The organism is Ferrigenium sp. UT5, assembly GCF_045866295.1.
Classification (GTDB): Bacteria; Pseudomonadota; Gammaproteobacteria; order Burkholderiales; family Gallionellaceae; genus Sideroxyarcus.
The window spans coordinates 34,970-52,955 of record NZ_BAAFRY010000011.1; the positions used below are offsets into that span (position 1 = coordinate 34,970).

22 protein-coding genes and 1 tRNA gene are annotated in these 17,986 nt (G+C 59.6%); 1 reads left to right on the plus strand and 22 read right to left on the minus strand.

All coding sequences use genetic code 11. The features are described 5' to 3' along the window. Position 1: 1 nt before the first annotated feature. The 16 genes from rlmN to ACKTSJ_RS05840 form a co-directional block, all read right to left on the minus strand. Entirely contained in the window at positions 2–1,084 is a 1,083-nt protein-coding gene (gene rlmN, locus ACKTSJ_RS05765) for a 23S rRNA (adenine(2503)-C(2))-methyltransferase RlmN (protein ID WP_407898273.1), read from the minus strand. A 121-nt stretch (positions 1,085–1,205) separates the two neighbouring features. Further along, positions 1,206–1,631: a nucleoside-diphosphate kinase gene (ndk, locus tag ACKTSJ_RS05770; protein WP_407898275.1), complete on the minus strand. Its 426-nt coding sequence runs from the start codon at positions 1,629–1,631 to the stop codon at positions 1,206–1,208. A gap of 249 nt (positions 1,632–1,880) precedes the next feature. Continuing rightward, positions 1,881–1,957: transfer RNA gene (locus tag ACKTSJ_RS05775), tRNA-Pro, on the minus strand. Between the two features lie 49 nt (positions 1,958–2,006). Next, on the minus strand, positions 2,007–2,378 hold the full coding sequence (locus ACKTSJ_RS05780) for a MerR family transcriptional regulator (RefSeq protein ID WP_407898277.1): 372 nt from the start codon (positions 2,376–2,378) through the stop codon (positions 2,007–2,009). After that, the gene (locus tag ACKTSJ_RS05785; protein WP_407898279.1) at positions 2,359–2,670 is read right to left on the minus strand and encodes an integration host factor subunit alpha; all 312 of its coding nucleotides are present in this window, start codon (positions 2,668–2,670) and stop codon (positions 2,359–2,361) included. The genes ACKTSJ_RS05780 and ACKTSJ_RS05785 overlap by 20 nt, the downstream gene beginning before the upstream one ends. Then, positions 2,667–5,042: a phenylalanine--tRNA ligase subunit beta gene (gene pheT / locus ACKTSJ_RS05790; protein ID WP_407898281.1), complete on the minus strand. Its 2,376-nt coding sequence runs from the start codon at positions 5,040–5,042 to the stop codon at positions 2,667–2,669. Before pheT ends, ACKTSJ_RS05785 begins: the two co-directional genes overlap by 4 nt. Position 5,043: 1 nt before the next feature. Beyond that, positions 5,044–6,054, minus strand: a complete 1,011-nt coding sequence (gene pheS / locus ACKTSJ_RS05795; protein WP_407898283.1) for a phenylalanine--tRNA ligase subunit alpha — start codon at positions 6,052–6,054, stop codon at positions 5,044–5,046. Positions 6,055–6,125: 71 nt separating this feature from the next. Then, positions 6,126–6,485: a 50S ribosomal protein L20 gene (gene rplT / locus ACKTSJ_RS05800; RefSeq protein ID WP_407898285.1), complete on the minus strand. Its 360-nt coding sequence runs from the start codon at positions 6,483–6,485 to the stop codon at positions 6,126–6,128. Positions 6,486–6,497: 12 nt separating this feature from the next. Then, positions 6,498–6,695 (minus strand): 50S ribosomal protein L35, encoded by a 198-nt coding sequence (gene rpmI, locus ACKTSJ_RS05805; RefSeq protein ID WP_407898287.1) that lies wholly within the window; start codon positions 6,693–6,695, stop codon positions 6,498–6,500. A gap of 126 nt (positions 6,696–6,821) precedes the next feature. Beyond that, positions 6,822–7,340, minus strand: a complete 519-nt coding sequence (gene infC, locus ACKTSJ_RS05810) for a translation initiation factor IF-3 (RefSeq protein ID WP_407898363.1) — start codon at positions 7,338–7,340, stop codon at positions 6,822–6,824. 21 nt (positions 7,341–7,361) lie between these two features. Beyond that, entirely contained in the window at positions 7,362–9,275 is a 1,914-nt protein-coding gene (gene thrS / locus ACKTSJ_RS05815; RefSeq protein WP_407898289.1) for a threonine--tRNA ligase, read from the minus strand. Positions 9,276–9,382: 107 nt separating this feature from the next. After that, positions 9,383–10,165, minus strand: a complete 783-nt coding sequence (locus ACKTSJ_RS05820; protein WP_407898291.1) for an ABC transporter permease — start codon at positions 10,163–10,165, stop codon at positions 9,383–9,385. Beyond that, positions 10,165–10,395 (minus strand): hypothetical protein, encoded by a 231-nt coding sequence (locus tag ACKTSJ_RS05825; RefSeq protein WP_407898293.1) that lies wholly within the window; start codon positions 10,393–10,395, stop codon positions 10,165–10,167. Before ACKTSJ_RS05825 ends, ACKTSJ_RS05820 begins: the two co-directional genes overlap by 1 nt. Positions 10,396–10,402: 7 nt before the next feature. Then, positions 10,403–11,200: a hypothetical protein gene (locus ACKTSJ_RS05830; protein ID WP_407898295.1), complete on the minus strand. Its 798-nt coding sequence runs from the start codon at positions 11,198–11,200 to the stop codon at positions 10,403–10,405. Between the two features lies 1 nt (position 11,201). Beyond that, on the minus strand, positions 11,202–12,152 hold the full coding sequence (locus tag ACKTSJ_RS05835) for an MlaD family protein (protein WP_407898297.1): 951 nt from the start codon (positions 12,150–12,152) through the stop codon (positions 11,202–11,204). A 13-nt stretch (positions 12,153–12,165) separates the two neighbouring features. Beyond that, entirely contained in the window at positions 12,166–12,774 is a 609-nt protein-coding gene (locus tag ACKTSJ_RS05840; protein WP_407898299.1) for a hypothetical protein, read from the minus strand. Between the two features lie 60 nt (positions 12,775–12,834). Here ACKTSJ_RS05840 and ACKTSJ_RS05845 point away from each other — a divergent pair, with 60 nt between their 5' ends. Next, complete coding sequence (locus ACKTSJ_RS05845; protein WP_407898301.1) at positions 12,835–13,326, plus strand: hypothetical protein; 492 nt, start codon at positions 12,835–12,837, stop codon at positions 13,324–13,326. Here the strand turns inward: ACKTSJ_RS05845 and ACKTSJ_RS05850 are convergent. The 6 genes from ACKTSJ_RS05850 to cysG are packed head-to-tail and all read right to left on the minus strand — an operon-like array spanning position 13,323 to position 17,986. After that, positions 13,323–13,550, minus strand: a complete 228-nt coding sequence (locus ACKTSJ_RS05850) for a hypothetical protein (RefSeq protein WP_407898303.1) — start codon at positions 13,548–13,550, stop codon at positions 13,323–13,325. The genes ACKTSJ_RS05845 and ACKTSJ_RS05850 overlap by 4 nt on opposite strands. Positions 13,551–13,581: 31 nt before the next feature. Continuing rightward, positions 13,582–14,148, minus strand: coding sequence for an ankyrin repeat domain-containing protein (locus ACKTSJ_RS05855; protein WP_407898305.1), 567 nt, complete (start codon positions 14,146–14,148; stop codon positions 13,582–13,584). A gap of 17 nt (positions 14,149–14,165) precedes the next feature. Further along, positions 14,166–15,065, minus strand: coding sequence for a hypothetical protein (locus ACKTSJ_RS05860; protein ID WP_407898307.1), 900 nt, complete (start codon positions 15,063–15,065; stop codon positions 14,166–14,168). Between the two features lie 13 nt (positions 15,066–15,078). Further along, on the minus strand, positions 15,079–15,336 hold the full coding sequence (locus ACKTSJ_RS05865) for a hypothetical protein (protein WP_407898309.1): 258 nt from the start codon (positions 15,334–15,336) through the stop codon (positions 15,079–15,081). A 54-nt stretch (positions 15,337–15,390) separates the two neighbouring features. Further along, positions 15,391–16,572, minus strand: coding sequence for a 2Fe-2S iron-sulfur cluster-binding protein (locus ACKTSJ_RS05870; protein ID WP_407898310.1), 1,182 nt, complete (start codon positions 16,570–16,572; stop codon positions 15,391–15,393). Between the two features lie 31 nt (positions 16,573–16,603). Next, entirely contained in the window at positions 16,604–17,986 is a 1,383-nt protein-coding gene (cysG, locus tag ACKTSJ_RS05875) for a siroheme synthase CysG (RefSeq protein ID WP_407898312.1), read from the minus strand.

Consider the following 17,986-nt stretch of genomic DNA (forward strand, 5'->3'; position numbering starts at 1 on the left):
CTCATTGCTGTACCTCCATCAAGCGATGCGTCCGTTTCGTCTTGTCCTGCACCTGTCCCGCCAATTGTCCGCAAGCCGCCGCAATGTCGTCGCCGCGCACCTTGCGGATGGTGGTGACGATGCCGGCCTGCATCAGCACATCGCGAAAACGTTTCACCGTTTCCATATCCGAGCGTTGATAGGGCGCCTGCGGGAACGGATTGAACGGAATGAGATTGAACTTGCACGGCACGTCGTGCACCAGCGCGACCAGTTCGCGCGCGTGCTGTATGGTATCGTTGATGCCGGCCAGCATCACATACTCGAAGGTGACAAAATCGCGCGGTGCCTTTTCCAGATAACGCAGGCAGGCCGCCATCAATTCCTGCAGGGGATATTTCTGGTTGATCGGCACCAGCACGTTGCGCAACGCATCGTTCGGCGCGTGCAGCGAAACCGCCAGCGCGACCGGACACTCATCGCGCAACCGATCCATCGCAGGCACCACGCCGGAAGTGGACACCGTCACACGACGGCGCGACAAGCCGTAGCAATGGTCGTCCAGCATCAGGCGCAAGGCGCTCACCGTACTGTCGAAGTTCAGCAACGGCTCACCCATGCCCATCAGCACCACATTGGTGACCGGCCAGTTGCCATCTTCATTCTTGCCCAATTCATGGTTGGCCCACCACACCTGGCCGATGATCTCGGCGGTGGATAGGTTGCGGTTGAAACCCTGCTTGCCGGTGGAACAGAACGCGCAATCCAGCGCGCAGCCCGCCTGCGTCGAAACGCAGAGCGTGCCCCTGTCCTCTTCCGGGATGAACACGGTCTCCACCGCGTTTCCGGTTCCCACATCCAGCAGCCATTTGCGCGTCCCGTCGGAGGCGGTCTCTTCGCGCATTACGGCTGGCGTCCTGATGCAGGCGAGCTGTTTCAGTTTTTCGCGCAGAGAGACCGCCAGGTCGCTCATCGCATCGAAATCGGACACCCCGTTCTTGTAGATCCAGCGCAACACCTGCTTGGCACGGAACGGCTTTTCGCCGTGTTCCGCGAACCAGGCGGTCATCGCGGGAGGTTCAAGATCCAGGAGGTTCTGTTTCATCAGACGCACCCGAACATGAAACACGCGCAGCGTTCGCCCGCCTCCTCGCCCGCTTGCGGAAGAGGATTGAGGAGATGGCAGCTGGCGAGATTACGCATTAGCAGATGGCATCCCTCGCCAGTTAGCGCGAGTAGACGTTCAGTGCCGGGAAGAAGTACGCGATCTCGACCGCAGCCGTTTCAGCCGCGTCGGAACCGTGCACTGCATTCGCGTCGATGCTGTCCGCGAAATCGGCGCGGATGGTGCCTTTGTCGGCTTTCTTCGGATCGGTTGCGCCCATCAGGTCACGGTTCTTCAGAATTGCGCCCTCGCCTTCCAGCACCTGGATCATCACCGGGCCGGAGATCATGAAGTTCACCAGATCATTGAAGAACGGACGTGCCTTGTGCACGGCATAGAAGCCTTCTGCTTCGGCACGGGACAGTTGCACCATACGCGCGGCGATGATCTTCAGACCTGCATTCTCGAAACGGGAATAGATTTGACCGATGACGTTCTTGGCGACCGCATCGGGTTTGATGATAGAAAGGGTGCGTTCAACAGCCATACTTGTCTCCAAATGATTATTGTGAATCAGAAAGTTCTGAGGGCGCGATTTTAGCAGGCTTTACCCGTGCTGTCGCAGCGCGGACAGATGAAAAACAGCGGCTGAAGACACGCTCATTCGGAAACAATATCGGAGGTGAATCCACCACACAGGAAAATCGGAGTGGGGGAGCAGGTTGCGCGGATTGGCGGAGTAAAACTTATGAAATTTTTAATCAGCCACAATAGCCCGGATAGATTATTGTTCTGATGGTCGGGGCGAGAGGATTTGAACCTCCGACCACTTGCACCCCATGCAAGTACGCTACCAGGCTGCGCTACGCCCCGAGGGCGCGGATTATAGCAGAGCAAAGAAACGATGAAATTCTTTTTGCCATCACGCGCGCAACAATCGCAACACTTCATTCAGCTCATGGCGAATCTCTGCCAAATGCAGGTTCGGCAACGCTGCCGGCGCTGCCATTGCCGGCTCCTGCAATCCGGTTTGCTCAAGACGGATGCGCGCGCCGCTGATGGTGAATCCTTCTTCATACAGCAAATGGCGAATGCGGCGAATCAGCAGCACTTCGTGATGCTGGTAATAACGACGATTGCCACCGCGCTTGAGCGGTTTGAGCTGGGTAAATTCCTGTTCCCAATAGCGCAGCACGTGCGCCTTGACACCGCACAGGGTACTCACCTCACCGATGGTGAAGTAGCGCTTTGCCGGGATCACCGGCAAATCTGTATCAGTTGCGTGCGGATCCATGATAGGTCTTCTCTACCATGCTCTTCAGTTTCTGGCTGGGGTGAAAGGTCACCACCCGGCGCGCGGTGATGGGGATTTCTTCGCCGGTCTTCGGATTGCGGCCCGGCCGCTGCGGTTTGTCGCGCAACTGAAAATTGCCGAAACCGGACAGTTTTACGCTGTCTCCCTGCGCCAGTTGCGCTCGGATTTCTTCGAAAAAGGCTTCCACCATGTCTTTGGCCTCACGTTTGTTCAACCCGACTTTTTCGAATAGCAAGTCTGCCAGTTCAGCCTTGGTCAGCGTTGTTGTCATGACTCTCCCCTTATTTGCGCGCCATTTTTCTGTAAAACATCCAGCAGTCCGGCAATGCTCTGCTCGATTTCGGAATCGCCGAGCGTTTTTTCAGTATCTTGTAATAACACACGGAATGCAAGGCTTTTTCTCCCTTGCGCCACGCCGTGCCCGCGATACAGATCGAACAGGTTGATCCCCACCACAAAGGGAACTTTGCAGCCCTGCATCGCTTCCAGCAGCGACTGGACCGTGACGTGCTCATCGACCACGACCGCAATATCCCGCCGTACCAATGGCAAGCGCGAAACAGCGCCCGGACGCGGAACCTCTCCTTGAGTCAATGCGGCCAAGTCCACCTCGAACCACAATACCGCTTGCGGCAAGTCGTACTGCTGTTGCCATTGCGGATGCAATTCCCCCATCCAGCCAATCGCAAGCCCGTCCAGCAGAATGCGCGCCGAACGGCCGGGATGTGATGCGGGATGTTCAGTCGCCTGAAAAGTCAGGCTGCGCGGGGCGAACAGGGCTTCCACATCCGCTTTCGCATCGAAGAAATCGACGGCACGCGCGGACACCCCCCATTGCTCGTCACAGGCCCCGCCATAAGCCAGCCCGGCCAGGCGATCCTGCTGGGTGTAACTCCCCGCCTCGGCTCTGAAGCAGCCCCCGATCTCGAACAGACGCACACGCGGCTGCTTGCGCGCCAGATTGGTCCGCAGGGTCGCAAGCAATCCGCCCAGCAAACTGCTGCGCATCACACTCATCTGACTGGCGATCGGGTTCTTCAGGGCAACCGGTGCGGGATTGCCGCACAAGTCGCGCTCCCACGCGGTTTCCACGAAAGCGTAATTGATGGTCTCCTGATAGTCGCGCAATACCATGGTCTGGCGCAGTTTCACCAGGGAGCGCTCGGCTTCGACCAGCGGCAGCATGCGCATGTTTGCCCGGATTGGGGCTGGCAGGATGTTTTCGTAGCCATACACGCGCGCGACCTCTTCGATCAGGTCTTCCTCGATCTCGATATCGAAACGGTAGCTGGGCGGGGTCACGACGAAATCATTTCCGCTCTGCTGTAGCGCCATGCCCAGGCTGGACAAAATCCGCGCGATCTCGTCGGTCGCCAGGGTCACTCCCAATACCCGCTGCACCCGCGCGGCACGCAGACGCACCGGATGGCGCGACGGCAACTCTCCCTGCACTTCTGTCACGGGTCCCGCTTCCCCACCGCAAATATCGAGGATCAATTGGGTGGCACGGTCGAGCGCCGCGCAGGTCGCCGCGAAATCCACCCCGCGTTCGAAGCGATAGGCGGAGTCGGAGTTGACCCCCAGTCGGCGCGACTTGCCGACGATTGCGGCGGGCAAAAAGTGGGCGCTCTCCAGAAAAATATCGGTCGTTGCCTCATCCACCGCGCTATCCGCCCCGCCCATCACGCCAGCCAGCGCAACCGGGCGTTCGGCATCGGCGATCACCAGCATGTCTTCCTGCAATGCCACCACCTGCCCGTTGAGCAGTTCAAGGTTTTCTCCAGCACGCGCGAAACGCACTTCAATATCCCCGTGCAATTTGTTCAGATCGAACGCGTGCAGCGGCTGCCCCATTTCCAGCAGCACATAGTTGGTCACATCGACCAGCGCACTGACACTGCGCAGACCGCAACGCTGCAGGCGCTGCACCATCCAGTCAGGAGTCGCCGCCCGGGCGTTCACCCCTGAAATCACCCGCCCGCTGTATCGCGGGCAGACGGATGTGCTTATGCCGACCTTGATCGATCGGGTGCCGGTCGGCTTGAAAGTCGCGGACGGTACTGGCTGTAAATGCGCAGACGTCAAAGCGGCGACTTCGCGCGCGATCCCTTGCAGGGACAGACAGTCGCAGCGGTTCGGCGTCAGTTTGAGCGTGATCAGTTGATCGTCCAGATCCAGATGCTCACGGATGCTTTGCCCGACCGCTGCATCGCTCGCCAATTCCAGCAGTCCGCTGCTTTCTTCTGCCAGGCCAAGCTCTTTGGCCGAGCACATCATGCCGAAGGAGGCGATACCGCGCACCTTGGCCTGCCTGATCTCGAAATTCTTTCCATCCGCACCCGGGGGCAACTTCGCGCCGACCAGCGCGCAGGGCGCTTTCATGCCGACGGCCACGTTCGCCGCACCGCACACGATGGTCAGCGGTTCGGCCTGGGCGACATCCACGGTCAGCACGTTCAGTCTGTCGGCATCGGGATGTTTGTCTTTGGTCAGTACCTGCGCCACGACGACCTTGTCGAAGGCAGCTGCGACAGGCCTCATTGCTTCGACTTCAAGACCCGCCATCGTCAGCAGGTGCGACAACTCATCGCTGGAAAGCGATGGATTCACGAAGATGCGCAACCAGGATTCGGAAAATTGCATATCAGTTAAATTGTTTCAGGAATTGCAGGTCGCCCTCGAAGAACAGCCTGAGGTCGATCACGCCGTAACGCAGCATGGCCAGACGTTCCACCCCCATGCCGAAGGCGAAGCCGATGTATTTCTCGCTGTCGATGCCGACATGCTTGAGCACGTTCGGATGCACCATGCCGCAACCGCCGATCTCCAACCACCCCCCCTTCCAGCTCATATCCATCTCGGCCGACGGCTCGGTAAACGGGAAGAACGACGGACGGAAGCGTACTTGCAGGTCTTCGCTCTCGAAATAATTCTGCAGGAAATCGGCGATCACGCCTTTCAGATCGGCAAAACTGACGCGCTCGCCGATCCACAAGCCCTCCACCTGGTGGAACATGGGCGAATGGGTCGCATCGGAATCCACGCGATAGACGCGGCCCGGGGCAATAATCCGGATGTCCGGCATAGTGTCCAGATGGCCGTATTTCGCCATATGCGCCTGCATATAACGGATCTGGATGGGTGACGTGTGGGTGCGCAGCACATGTTGTTCGTCGATATAGAACGTATCGTGCATGGCGCGTGCGGGGTGGTCAGCCGGGATGTTCAACGCAGTGAAATTGTAGAAATCGTTTTCGATCTCCGGGCCTTCGGCCACTGCAAAACCGATCGAATGGAACAGGGCGGCAATCCGCTCCAGCGTGCGCGTCACCGGGTGCAGCCCGCCCACGCCCAGCCCACGTCCCGGCAAGGTAACGTCCAGCGACTCGCCCGCCAGTTTGGCTTGCAGCGCCAGTTGTTGAATTGCTTCGCGTCGGGCTTGCAGCGCAGTCTCGATCTGTTGCTTGACCTGGTTGATGCGCGCCCCTGCCGCCGGACGATCAGCGGCGGAAAGTTTTCCCAGCCCCTTCAGCAGCGTGGTCAGGCTGCCTTCCTTGCCGAGATAACGAGCCTTGACGTTCTCCAGTTCGGCCGCATCGGTTGTCGCGGCAAAACGGGCCAGCGCGTCATCAAGAATGGTTTGAAGTTCTTGCATCTTTTAGATAGCGGTTCGATCTTGAAACAAAAAAGGAGGCATGAAGCCTCCTTTTTCTTATTGCGCCGGTATTACGCGCCGAGGCTGGCTTTGGCTTGTCCGACGATCTGCGTGAAGGCAGCCTTGTCGAACACGGCCAAGTCGGCCAGCACTTTGCGATCGATCTCGATCGCAGCCTTCTTCAGGCCGTTCATGAACACGCTGTAGCTCAAGCCCTGTTCACGGGCCGCCGCGTTGATGCGGGCAATCCACAGGGTGCGGAACTGACGCTTTTTCTGACGACGGTCACGATAGGCATATTGCCCGGCCTTCATCACCGCCTCTTTGGCGATGCGGTAGACGCTGTTGCGGCGGCCACGGTAACCCTTGGCCTTGTCCAGAACTTTCTTGTGGCGCGCGCGCGCCGTTACACCACGTTTAACTCTTGCCATGTCAATAACTCCTTATGCGTAGGGCATCATGGCGTGCACGGACGCCGTGTTGGTTGCGTGAACTTCGGTCGTACCACGCAACTGACGCTTGTTCTTGGTGGTCTTCTTGGTGAGGATGTGGCGCTTGAATGCTTGCGAACGCTTGACGCTTCCGCTGGCGCGCACCTTGAAGCGCTTGGCAGCGCCACTCTTGGTTTTCATCTTTGGCATAACAACTCCGTTTATTGGATGACGCCGGGAGGTTTCTGGCAGAAACGCTTGAAACCCGGAATCACTTGTCTGGGGCACTTCGACAACCACCACAACGACAGCCCCTTACTCCGTTGCGATGCAAACTTATTTACGTTTCGGACCGATCACCATCACCATCTGGCGGCCTTCCATTTTCGGGAACTGCTCGACGGCACCATGCTCGGCCAGATCTTCCCGAATCCGCTCGATCAGGCGCATGCCAATCTCCTGGTGCGCCATCTCGCGTCCGCGAAAGCGCAACGTCACCTTGGTCTTGTCACCGTCTCCCAGAAAGCGGATCAGGTTGCGCAACTTGATGTTGTAGTCACCTTCATCGGTGCCGGGCCGGAATTTGATTTCCTTGACCTGCACCTGCTTTTGCTTGAGCTTGGCTTCGTGCTGTTTTTTGCTTTCGGCGTATTTGAACTTGCCGAAGTCCATGATGCGACAGACCGGCGGTTCCGCCATGGGCGCAATCTCGACCAGATCCAGTTCCGCTTCATCCGCCATGCGCAGCGCTTCCGCTACGGCCACGATGCCAACCTGCTCTCCCTCCGCGCCAACGAGCCGCACTTGTGGTGCCGTTATCTGCTCGTTCAGTCGCTGCGACTTATCCTGTGCTATTGCAATTTCTCCATTAAAAAATTAAACCGCGCGTCCCGCATGCAGCTCGGTATTGAGGCGCTGTAACAACGCCTCCACCGACATCTGCCCGAGGTCTTCACCTTGACGGGTTCGCACGGCAACGAGACCTGCAGCCATTTCCTTGTCACCCACAATCAGCTGATATGGCAATTTCTGCAAGCTATGTTCTCGGATTTTATAGGTAATCTTCTCGTTGCGCAAATCTGTTTGCACGCGAAAACCGGCAGCGCGCAAAATTCCGGAGACTTTTTCGGTGTAGGCTTCCTGCGCCTGTGAAATATTCATCAGGACGAGTTGCACCGGCGCCAGCCACAACGGCAACGCTCCGGCATGGTTTTCCACCAGAATGCCGATGAACCGTTCCAGCGAACCGAGGATGGCGCGGTGCAACATCACCGGTGTCTTGCGCGTATTGTCTTCGTCCACAAACTCTGCGCCGAGGCGGCCCGGCATGGAAAAGTCCACCTGGATCGTGCCGCATTGCCAGGAACGGCCGATCGCGTCCTTGATGTGGAATTCGATCTTGGGACCATAGAATGCGCCCTCGCCCGGCAACTCGACCCAGTCCATCCCCGCAGCGCGCAACGAGGCACGCAAGGCCTCCTCCGCCTTATCCCATATCTCGTCCGAACCGACGCGGCTTTCCGGACGCAACGCCAGTTTCACCACCACGTCATTGAAGCCAAAATCCTTATAGACCTTTAGCACCAGCGCATTGAAGGCGGTGACTTCCGACTCGATCTGTGCCTCGGTGCAGAAGATGTGCCCGTCGTCCTGGACGAAGCCGCGCACGCGCAGCAAACCGTGCAAACCGCCGGAAGGCTCGTTGCGGTGGCACGAACCGAATTCGCCGTAGCGCAGTGGAAGCTCGCGATAGGAACGCAGGTCGGCATTGAATACCTGCACGTGGCCGGGACAGTTCATCGGCTTGATGGCGTAGTCGTGCTTCTCGGACTCGGTGGTGAACATGTTGGCCTTGTAATGTTCCCAGTGGCCCGATTTCTCCCACAGCACGCGGTCGATGATCTGCGGACAGCGCACTTCCTGATAGCCGTTATCCCGATACACGCGGCGCATGTACTGTTCGATCACCTGCCATACCGCCCAGCCTTTTGGATGCCAGAACACCATGCCCGGTGCCTCGTCCTGCATATGGAACAGATCAAGTTGCTTGCCGAGTTTGCGATGGTCGCGTTTTTCCGCTTCTTCCAGACGGTGCAGATAGGCATCGAGGTCTTCCTTTTTTGCCCAGGCCGTGCCGTAGATGCGTTGCAGCATCTCGTTCTTCGCGTCGCCGCGCCAATAGGCACCCGCCACTTTCATCAGCTTGAACGCCTTGAGCTTGCCGGTCGATGGCACGTGCGGGCCGCGGCATAGGTCGGTAAACTCGCCTTCGCTGTAAAGCGACACTTCCTGGTCGGCGGGGATGGCCGCGATGAGTTCGGCCTTGTATTTTTCGCCGAGCGATTTGAAATAGGCCACCGCCTCGTCGCGCGGCAACACGCGCCGCGTGACGGGCAAATCAAGTTTTGCCAGTTCCGCCATGCGCTTTTCAATGGCGGCCAGATCCTCCGGGGTGAACGGGCGCGCATAGGCAAAATCGTAAAAGAAACCGTCCTCGATCACCGGGCCGATGGTCACCTGCGCCTCGGGAAAGAGTTCTTTCACCGCGTACGCGAGCAAGTGCGCGGTGGAATGGCGGATCAGATCGACCCCGTCGTCCTCCTTGTCGGTGACAATGGCCAGCCGGGCATCGGCAGCGATCAGGTGCGAGGTATCCACCAGTTTCCCGTCCACCTTGCCCGCCAGGGCGGCACGCGCCAAGCCGGCGCCGATGCTCTGCGCAACTTCGGCGACCGTCACGGGGTTGGGAAAGCTACGTTGCGAACCATCCGGTAAGGTAATGACAGGCATTTTGTCCACTCTGCAAAAACAAATGCGGCAAGCGCCGCACTTCAAATTTCGGTCTGTAACCGTTTAGAGGCGCTCTAGCGCCAAACGGGCGCGCAGTATAGCGCAAGTCAGCCCGCCATGCCGAGGTAGGCGATCAGCGCATCCAAAGCAAAAACGAACAAAAGGCTTTGCAGCACGGCCTTGATCGCGACTTTCGGCACTTCGGTCACCGAGGGCTGCGCCTGCATGCCGTTGAAACAGGAAATGGATGAAATGGCAAGGCCAAACAAGCAGCCTTTAAGCCCGACCACGGCGAATTCGGACAGTTTGACGGTTTGCAGGAAGCGCCCGACCTGGTCGAGGTAGGAGACATTCTGATACATGGCGCTGATTGCCAGCCCGCCGCCGATGGCCACCACCTGAAAATAGATGGTCAGCGCCAGGACGGCCAGGGTCACCCCGGCGATGCGCGGCACCAGCAGATAATCCTGCGGCGGGATGTCCATGCGGAGCAGGCTGGTCATTTCCTCGCGCGTTTTCATCAGCGCCAGTTCGGAAGCAATGGCGGCGCTGCTGCGCGCGATGATGATGATGGCGGCAAACAAGGGACCAACTTCCCGGACCACGGTCCAGATCAGGATTTTGACGGTCAGCTCACTGTCGCCGCCGACCAGCGAGGTGATCTGGGTAATGACCAGCGCGCCGCTCAACAGACCGAATACCGCGACGATGGCCAGTGCCTCGACCCCGGTAAAGAACAACTGGCGCTGGAACACGGCATTCACCGGGGCGATGCGCAGCACGTGCAAATGGGTGAAGGCATACCAAAGCAGCTGCAATGTTCCGAGCACCGTCTGCCGCAATTGCGTCATCTTCAGCCGCGCGCCCAGTCTGCTCCAGAACTTCGGCATTATGCTGCGGCCCGCACGGGTGGATTCCAGTCTGGGGCATTGCCCAACGCCGCCAGTTTGACCGACAGACTCACTGCCCCGCCGATAAGGATGTATTCGCACCGAGCCGCGGAGCCGATACGCCCGCTGATAACTTCACCCATATGCAGCACGATGCCCATCTTGATCGAAGCGCGACCCTGCTGGGGCAAACGGGCATTGACCTGGCGCAGGTGCAACAGCATCCCCATTGCCGTCTCACTTCAAGCCAATCGCGGCGATGCGTGCGGCGCGCTCACGGTATTGAGCCGCCAGTTCGGGCTGCCCCCTCCGCTCCTGAACTTGTGCCAACAGCAACAAATCCTGGCGGATCTTTTCCGGCAATCCCAGTGCTTTGTCGATGCGCAGCGCTTCTTCCGCCAGGGGCAATGCAGCATCGGGCGCTTTTTGCAGCATCCGTGCCGAGGCCTGCAGGCGCAAGGCATTGGCATATTCCAGCGGAACATCGCGATTCTCCGCCGCTGCGCGCTCGCTCCATGAGAGTGCCTGCGCGCCATCCTGCCCCTGCAGGGCGATTCCGGCACGCACGTTCGCGATTACGCCGTTCAGTTTGCAGTCCGGATTGCACCACGAGACAGCTCGATCCAGCCATATCGAGGCCGCCGCCGCGTCTTCCGCACGCAAACGCAACAGGGATTTTTGCACGGCAGCTTCTGTCAGATACGCGGGAGCAAAGTGCAGGGCCTGGTCGTCCAGCAACCGATCCAGCAGGTGCTCCGCCAAGGCTGGTTGGCCCCGCACCTGATTCACCCGCGCCAGATTGAGGGTGTTGATGGCGATGCCATCCGCATGCTCGATCGCCATATCCACTTGCAGGGCACGCTCATACAGCGTCGCAGCCTGCTCATATTCACCGTGCCGGAAAGCGTGCTGGGCGCGCTGGTTGAATTCGGCCGCCTGCACCAGACGGGGGCTGCGCAATGCTTCCACCTGACCGCAGGCAGCCAGCCACAGAACACTGCACAACAACAGGTCAAGCAGGCGCCAGCGCTTCATGTCATCGCTGCCCCGCCGGCGGGCTATAGCCATCTACCGGCAAAATCTGTTCTTCGGCCTTGGGCAGCATTCGGTTTAGCGGCCAGGATTGCTGCACGCCGTCCAGTGTCTGTTGTACGTCCTGCACCAGTGCGTTGGTGTTGTGGACCAGCGCCGGAATCTCCCCGGCGGAATCCCGGGTGACCTGCTTGATCTGCACCGCCGCTTCCTGCACATTGGCCAAGGTTGCATCGGCCTGGTTCACCAGGCCCGGAATCGCTTTATCCAGGGCCGTCAAACTGGAATTGGCCGTATCCAGCGCCTGCCCGACCTTGACATAGGCACCCTCCAGTTTCTGGTTGCCGTTCACGCCCAGACGCGTGAGCTGGTCGATCATCTCGCGCAGGCTGCCCGTGGCCTGGTTCAGATTCCTGATGGACTGCTGGATATCGCCGTCCGGCTTGTTGATGGTTGCGGTGAATTGCCGAATGTCGCTCAAAATCGGCTGCAACTGCGAAGCCAGGTTTTCCATTACCGTACCCGCATCCTGCCCGCGCTCGAATTCCAGCACGCTGTTTTGCGTCACCTGGCGCACCGGCGACGAACCCGGGATGATTTCCACCACACTTTCTCCGACCAGCGCTTCCTTGATCAGGCGCGCCTTGGCATCCTGACCGATCAGATGGAGATATTCGTCATTCAGCGACACCCTGACCCGCACGGTCGCGTTGGGCTCCATGCTGATTTCCTGCACACTGCCCACCTTGAACCCGACGAACTTGACCGCCATCCCCTTGCTCAAACCTTGCGCATTGGAAGTGAAAAAGTAGATCGCGGTGCTGCGGCTGAAATAATCCTGTTTGACCGCGATCATCAATAGCACCAGCAGCAACAAGGCCAGCGCCCCAAGCATGAAACGCCGGGTGCGTGTTGCGATATTTAACAACTTCTGGCTATAGGGAGGCTGTTCCATCCTGAATCTACGTTCACAACTGGATCACGACTTGTTCTGGATTTTCCTTGTCTCGATATTCGTCGAAACTGACCAGGACCGATGTGCCTAGGGGAAAGTATAAACGAAATATTCGGTCGAATTGAGCCATCCGTGCCAACTCCTTGCGCGACAACCCTTCGTTCAAGGCATCGTAAATGATCAACTCAGGACGCATCAGCATGGCCCGAACAAATCCGGCCAACCGTTTCTCCAGAAGCGAGAGTTGGTCGGGGGAACTGAACAATAAAGCGGAGACTGTGGTCTCATCGGTCAGACCGCACTGGAGAAGCAATCTGCACACGTTTTCCTCCAGTGTCCCGGCAAGTGCAAGCGCATGATACTGGACTGGCAGGGCAATGTTCTCCCATACCGAAAGATTGCTGATCAACCCGCCATTGTGGGGCACGATGACCGCATGGGGCTGGCCGCACAAATGCGCCAGCAGCGCGGCACGCTGAGATTCGGAACGAACAACGAGGCAGTAGGAACACCCCGATTGCAGCAGAGTTTGAGTCTCTTCTTTTCCATCCAAACCCAAAGTGAACATCAAATTCCCCGAAAGATCGCTTGAGCAAAGACACGGGTTGGCGCGCAATTGCATTTGAATCGTGCCTCAAAACCAGATCGGACGCCAGATTAAGTCAGCATGAGGCGTGCCGCTATGCCCCACGGCTGCATGCACGCAAAAAAGTCTTCACTTTCCGTCAGGCCGTTGTCTGCCTTGGTAAATCTCTCGGGATATATGCACAACGATGGAAAAATCAATATCGGCCAGCCTTTGAAATCTCTGCAAGACCTGTTCGAGCAAGGCATCGACGTCCCGCACTTCCGGATCGGCCGCGACCACCGCCGCCAAACCGCGCAGGCCACCGCACTGGATACGCATCTCCTGCGCGTGCGGCAAGGGCAACTCATCGTGCAACACGCCCACCGCAAAACCGAAGTTGTGACGCAGATGCGCGTGCAATTCCTCACAGCGGCGATGACTGGGTTCCGCGTCGCATACCACGACCTCACGTTCGGCGATCTGCACCCGGTCGGAACGGGCACAGGCGACACAGGCGCTCAGGATCGCTTTTTGAAAAGGGCAATGCCGCTGCTGCAGGGTTTGCAAACGTTGGCGAAAGATTGCCTCGTCCATCCGGAATGCTAATCGTCGCCCAGTTCGGGCGCGGGTTCGCGCACCTGATTCAGCAAGTCCTCCGCCTCAAGCTCGTTCTGGGCATGAATCATTTTGACCAGGCCGTTTGCGCCCCAAACCTCGTCCTTGCGCAGTTGTTTCGCGCGCACGGAGGCTTCCTTGTAGGTGTCATGCTGCTCCAGTTTTTCCAACTGGCGGATGGGACGTTCGGTGACGCGGTAGATGTAGTAAGGCATGGCACTCTTTCGTTGCGGAAGCGGCTGATGTTCAAGCCTCGGGGCGTTTCAGGAAAGTGATGACATTGCTGCCCGGCGCGTTCTTGCTGGCGCAACTGTTCTCGCCGAGTCCGGCCAGTTGCTCCGCTTCGTGCAGCAGGTTGATGACATCCACGTAGAATTTCTGCTTGACCATCATCAGCGCGGTGAAGCCGCCTTCGTTCTTCGCCAGCACATCCGCCCCGGCCTTCAGCAGGGTCTCGACCACCGCGGTTTCTCCGTAGCCGGACGCCAGCATCAGCGGGCGCACGCCGTAGCCGATGGGCGCCTCGATGTTGGCGCCCGCATCGATCAGCACCTGGGCCACATCGGCGAATCCGCGGTCAAGCTCGCCGTTGTAGCAGGACTTCATCAGCGCCGTCCATCCGGCAGGGTCGGTGGCGTTCACATCCGCGCCAGCCGCGAGCAGCAGCTGCACCATCCCGATGTCGCCACGGTATGCCGCATGCATCAGCGCCGTAGCGCCTTCCGCATCTGCGGCATTCGCATCGGCGCCGCCCGCGAGCAGGCGCCGCACCGCTTCCGTATCGCCCGTCCTGACTGCCTTAATCAGTCCCATGGTCATCTCCGTTGCGTTTATTTTTGCACAGTTTGTTGCAACACTTCGCGGATCGCTTCCGGTGTCTTCATGATGTTCATGAAACTGTTCTTGCCCATCATGCTCAGGTCCGGAAAGTTGATGGCAATGCGGAAACGCGCGTACAGGGCATACACCTTGGTGCCGGAGACCAGCACCTCGTAGGGCAGATGCGCGGTTGAGCGGACCTCATGGAAATCGATTTCCGACATGACAAACGCATCGTCCCGGTATTTCCCCGCCTTTCCTTCCCCCTTCAGCGCCACGCCGAACACGCTTTCCTGCTTGCCCGGTATATCCACGCGATAGACTTTCGCCACCCCGTTTTTATTGTTGCCGAGCTTGCCGTCCACCGCCTGCACCGCCTCCTCGTAGCTGGCGTACTCGGCCAGCACGCTCGGTTCGTCGAAGTATTCCATGCCGAACATGTAATGGTATTTGCGCGCCTGCTTCACGGTCAGGCCGCGTGATCCGAATTCCTCCACCCGCCCGAGTGCCTTCTCCAGTGAAGCCGATACCCCGGCAAGATCGTCTTTCATGCGATACACCTGCGCCATATAGACCGGGTTGGTATAGCTCACTTGCACCTCGCTCCCCTCCGCGGTCACCGCCACGCGCTGCACCGCACCATATCCGCCAAACTCGGAAGCCGCCGCATTCCGTTTCAGTTCGTCATTCGTGACCACGATGATGTTGGCGCCAGGGTATGGCGCATATTCGCCGACCACGGCGAAGCCGGCGCCGGTCAGCGCCGATTTGACCGTGGCAGAAGTATCGGCCACGGTGCCCGCCCCTCTTGAACCCAGCACAAATGGTTTCAGCAACGCATCTGCGGCATATGCGCCAACAGCCATGAACAGCAGCGACAGCAACAGCCCGACTCGAATCATTCGCATCATGCTTCTCCTTTGGTTATCTCACTGCTTCGACAAAAACCCGGCTCTTGTGCAGGCCAAGCTCCAGAAAAAACCGTTCGGCGGCCGCCACGGCCTCTTCGGGACCGGCCACATAGATATCGCCCTGCATCAATTCGTCCTGCTGCTTGCCGATCGCAGCCAGGTATTCATGCAGAAGCGCTTCGCGTTTCGCATTCATCGTCCGCAGGTCGAAATCGGCGACATGCTCGGTATAGGCAAAGGTATCGAGCGCATCATCCCAGGCACGGCCCACATTCGGCAGATAGATCTGTGCCGGCGCGGAACCGATCCAGTACAGGTGAATGGATTACGCCTCCAGCGACATGGCGTGCTCGATCAGGCTCTTGATCGGCGCGAAGCCGCCATCCAAGACAATGAAAAAGAGCGGGCGGCCGGACTGCTCGTGCAGGATGAACTCGCCCTGCGGCCCTTCGACCTCGACCGTTTCGTTGTTCTTCAGCTTGTCGAAGACATAGTCCGAAAACAGATTCCCCGCCTGCCGGTGCACATGAAACAGCAGATTGCGGTCGTCACACGGGCAACTGGCAATCGGCAACTCGGCGGTGAAAGACGCGCCGACCTTCAGCGTTACCCGTTGTCCGGCGAGGAAGCGCAGGCGCTGGCTGCGCGGCGTCTGCAAGTGGAGCAGGACGACTTCGTCGTTCAGGTTCGCCCTGGATTTCAGGCTGGCACTGATCTGCTGGAACGGAATGTCCTGCACCCCGTCGGTCACGGCGGCTTCGATCACGACATCGCTGACCGCGGTATTGCTGCACAGCAGCACGACGCCCCGCTCCTGTTCCGCCCGGGTCAGCGGGAAGTCGTGGTGGCGGGTCTTCCTCACCTGTCCGGACACCACCCGCCCCTTGCACAGGCCGCAGTTGCCGCCGCTGCAACCGTAATTGAGCGACACGCCGGCGCGCAGCGCGGCTTCCAGCAGGGTCGCCTGTCCCTCGACCAGAAAGTCCTGCTTGCTCGGCAGCAGGGTAACCTGCGCCGACAGCACGCTCAACACGCCATCCTTGATTTCCAGCGGATTAGTGAAGCCGGGTTCCATCGCCTGCTCCACCTCGTGTTCCAGCCAGTGGCGCAAAACGGACAATGTTGCGGCCGTTTCGCCCGAACTCCGGTTTTCGGTTTCCCTGAATTTGTCCCATATCTTTCCCAGCAATGCATTGAACCGGCCGACCTGCGACTCGCTCTGCGTCAGGCGTTTGCTCAAATCGGTGAGGCGTGTCGCCAGTACTTCCGCGTCGGGCAGGATGCGCTCGAACACGCGCTTGGCAAATGCGCGCTCCTTGATCTGCGTTACCCGCCGGTACTCGGCGGTATCCTCCAGTTGCGCGGCGGGATAGCACGCCAGCAAGTCCTTGACCGCCACCATGCCATCGAAGGCGACCAGTTCCCCGCTCTTCATTTTCTTCTGCAATTCGACGCGCGTGGCCCCGACCAGTTTTGCCGCGCGGGTCAGACTCAACAGGTGGCTCATCGTGTTCTGCCGTCCCCGGGAACGCGCGTCTTCACGCCGTCCCTTGCGGGTGGAACCAGGATAGTTTTTCGCGCAGGGTGACGACGCCCCCGATAATGATGAGCGTGGGTGCCTGCGGTTTTTCGCGCTCGGCGATGGCGGGCAAGGTCGCCAGCGTGCCGGTGAGGACGCGCTGGTTCTGCGTGGTGCCCTGCTGCACGATGGCGATCGGCGTGCTGTCCGGCAGGCCGTGCTCGATCAGCTTGGCACACAGCGTATCCAGCCCGTGCAAGCCCATATAGACCACCACCGTTTGCCGTGGGCGTGCCAGCAACTCCCAATCCAGGTTCATCGTGCCATCCTTGAGATGGCCGGTGACGAACACGCAGGCCTGGGCATGGTCGCGGTGCGTCAGCGGAATCCCCGCATAGGACGCTACCCCGGACGCGGCGGTAATCCCCGGCACCACCTGGAACGGGATGCCTTCCGCCGCCAGGGTTTCGATCTCCTCGCCGCCGCGGCCGAAGATGAACGGGTCGCCGCCCTTGAGGCGCAGCACGCGTTTGCCTTCCTTCGCCAGCCGCACCAGCAGCGCGTTGATCTCTTCCTGGCGCAGGGTATGGTCGGCGCGTTTCTTGCCGACGAAAATGCGTTCCGCATCGCGCCGCGTCATCTCCACGATGGGCTTGGAAACCAGATTGTCGTACACCACCACGTCGGCCTTCTGCATCAGGCGCAGGGCGCGGAAGGTAAGCAGATCGGGATCGCCGGGGCCGGCGCCGACCAGATACACCTCGCCGTGCAGGACATTGTCTTCACTGTCGAGCCGCTGTTGCAGCAAGGCTTCCGCCCCCGCCTCGTCGCCGGTCAGCACCTTTTCGGCGATCACGCCTTCCAGCACGTCTTCCCAGAACAGGCGGCGCTTGGGCGGGTTGGTCACGCGTTGCTTGACGGTTTCGCGGAAACGCTCGGCGAAGGCGGCAAGGCGTTTGTAGTTCTGCGGGATGACCGCTTCCAGCTTGCCGCGCATCATGCGCGTCAGCACCGGCGACGCGCCGCCGCTGCTGAACGCCACCATCAAGGGGGAACGGTCGAGAATGGCGGGCATGATGACCGTGCACAACTCCGGATCGTCCACCGCGTTGATCGGGATACCGCGCGCCTGCGCCTGTTCGGAGACCTGGCTGTTCACCGCGCGATCGTTGGTGGCCGCAATCACCAGCACCGCATCGTCCAGATGCGCGGGCTCGAAGCGCGCCTCGATCATCTCGACTTCCGGGTGCGCACGCAGTTCCGCGCTGATCTGCGGCGCCACCACGCGCACGCGGGCTCCGGCTTCCAGCAGCACGCCGGCCTTGCGCGTGCCTACCGCGCCGCCGCCGACGACGAGACAGCGCTTGCCGCGCAGGTTGTGAAACAGGGGCAGATAGTCCAT

Bases quoted from the DNA above. Each gene is read 5' to 3' on its own strand.
- rplT (WP_407898285.1), bottom strand. From the start codon at position 6,485: ATGGCAAGAGTTAAACGTGGTGTAACGGCGCGCGCGCGCCACAAGAAA.
- ACKTSJ_RS05820 (WP_407898291.1), bottom strand. From the start codon at position 10,165: ATGCCGAAGTTCTGGAGCAGACTGGGCGCGCGGCTGAAGATGACGCAA.
- ACKTSJ_RS05785 (WP_407898279.1), bottom strand. From the start codon at position 2,670: ATGACAACAACGCTGACCAAGGCTGAACTGGCAGACTTGCTATTCGAA.
- ACKTSJ_RS05855 (WP_407898305.1), bottom strand. From the start codon at position 14,148: ATGGGACTGATTAAGGCAGTCAGGACGGGCGATACGGAAGCGGTGCGG.
- ACKTSJ_RS05835 (WP_407898297.1), bottom strand. From the start codon at position 12,152: ATGGAACAGCCTCCCTATAGCCAGAAGTTGTTAAATATCGCAACACGC.
- ndk (WP_407898275.1), bottom strand. From the start codon at position 1,631: ATGGCTGTTGAACGCACCCTTTCTATCATCAAACCCGATGCGGTCGCC.
- ACKTSJ_RS05825 (WP_407898293.1), bottom strand. From the start codon at position 10,395: ATGGGGATGCTGTTGCACCTGCGCCAGGTCAATGCCCGTTTGCCCCAG.
- ACKTSJ_RS05840 (WP_407898299.1), bottom strand. From the start codon at position 12,774: ATGCAATTGCGCGCCAACCCGTGTCTTTGCTCAAGCGATCTTTCGGGG.
- pheT (WP_407898281.1), bottom strand. From the start codon at position 5,042: ATGCAATTTTCCGAATCCTGGTTGCGCATCTTCGTGAATCCATCGCTT.
- cysG (WP_407898312.1), bottom strand. From the start codon at position 17,986: ATGGACTATCTGCCCCTGTTTCACAACCTGCGCGGCAAGCGCTGTCTC.
- ACKTSJ_RS05870 (WP_407898310.1), bottom strand. From the start codon at position 16,572: ATGAGCCACCTGTTGAGTCTGACCCGCGCGGCAAAACTGGTCGGGGCC.
- pheS (WP_407898283.1), bottom strand. From the start codon at position 6,054: ATGCAAGAACTTCAAACCATTCTTGATGACGCGCTGGCCCGTTTTGCC.
- ACKTSJ_RS05850 (WP_407898303.1), bottom strand. From the start codon at position 13,550: ATGCCTTACTACATCTACCGCGTCACCGAACGTCCCATCCGCCAGTTG.
- ACKTSJ_RS05780 (WP_407898277.1), bottom strand. From the start codon at position 2,378: ATGGATCCGCACGCAACTGATACAGATTTGCCGGTGATCCCGGCAAAG.
- ACKTSJ_RS05845 (WP_407898301.1), top strand. From the start codon at position 12,835: ATGCCCCACGGCTGCATGCACGCAAAAAAGTCTTCACTTTCCGTCAGG.
- ACKTSJ_RS05860 (WP_407898307.1), bottom strand. From the start codon at position 15,065: ATGATGCGAATGATTCGAGTCGGGCTGTTGCTGTCGCTGCTGTTCATG.
- ACKTSJ_RS05830 (WP_407898295.1), bottom strand. From the start codon at position 11,200: ATGAAGCGCTGGCGCCTGCTTGACCTGTTGTTGTGCAGTGTTCTGTGG.
- rlmN (WP_407898273.1), bottom strand. From the start codon at position 1,084: ATGAAACAGAACCTCCTGGATCTTGAACCTCCCGCGATGACCGCCTGG.
- thrS (WP_407898289.1), bottom strand. From the start codon at position 9,275: ATGCCTGTCATTACCTTACCGGATGGTTCGCAACGTAGCTTTCCCAAC.
- rpmI (WP_407898287.1), bottom strand. From the start codon at position 6,695: ATGCCAAAGATGAAAACCAAGAGTGGCGCTGCCAAGCGCTTCAAGGTG.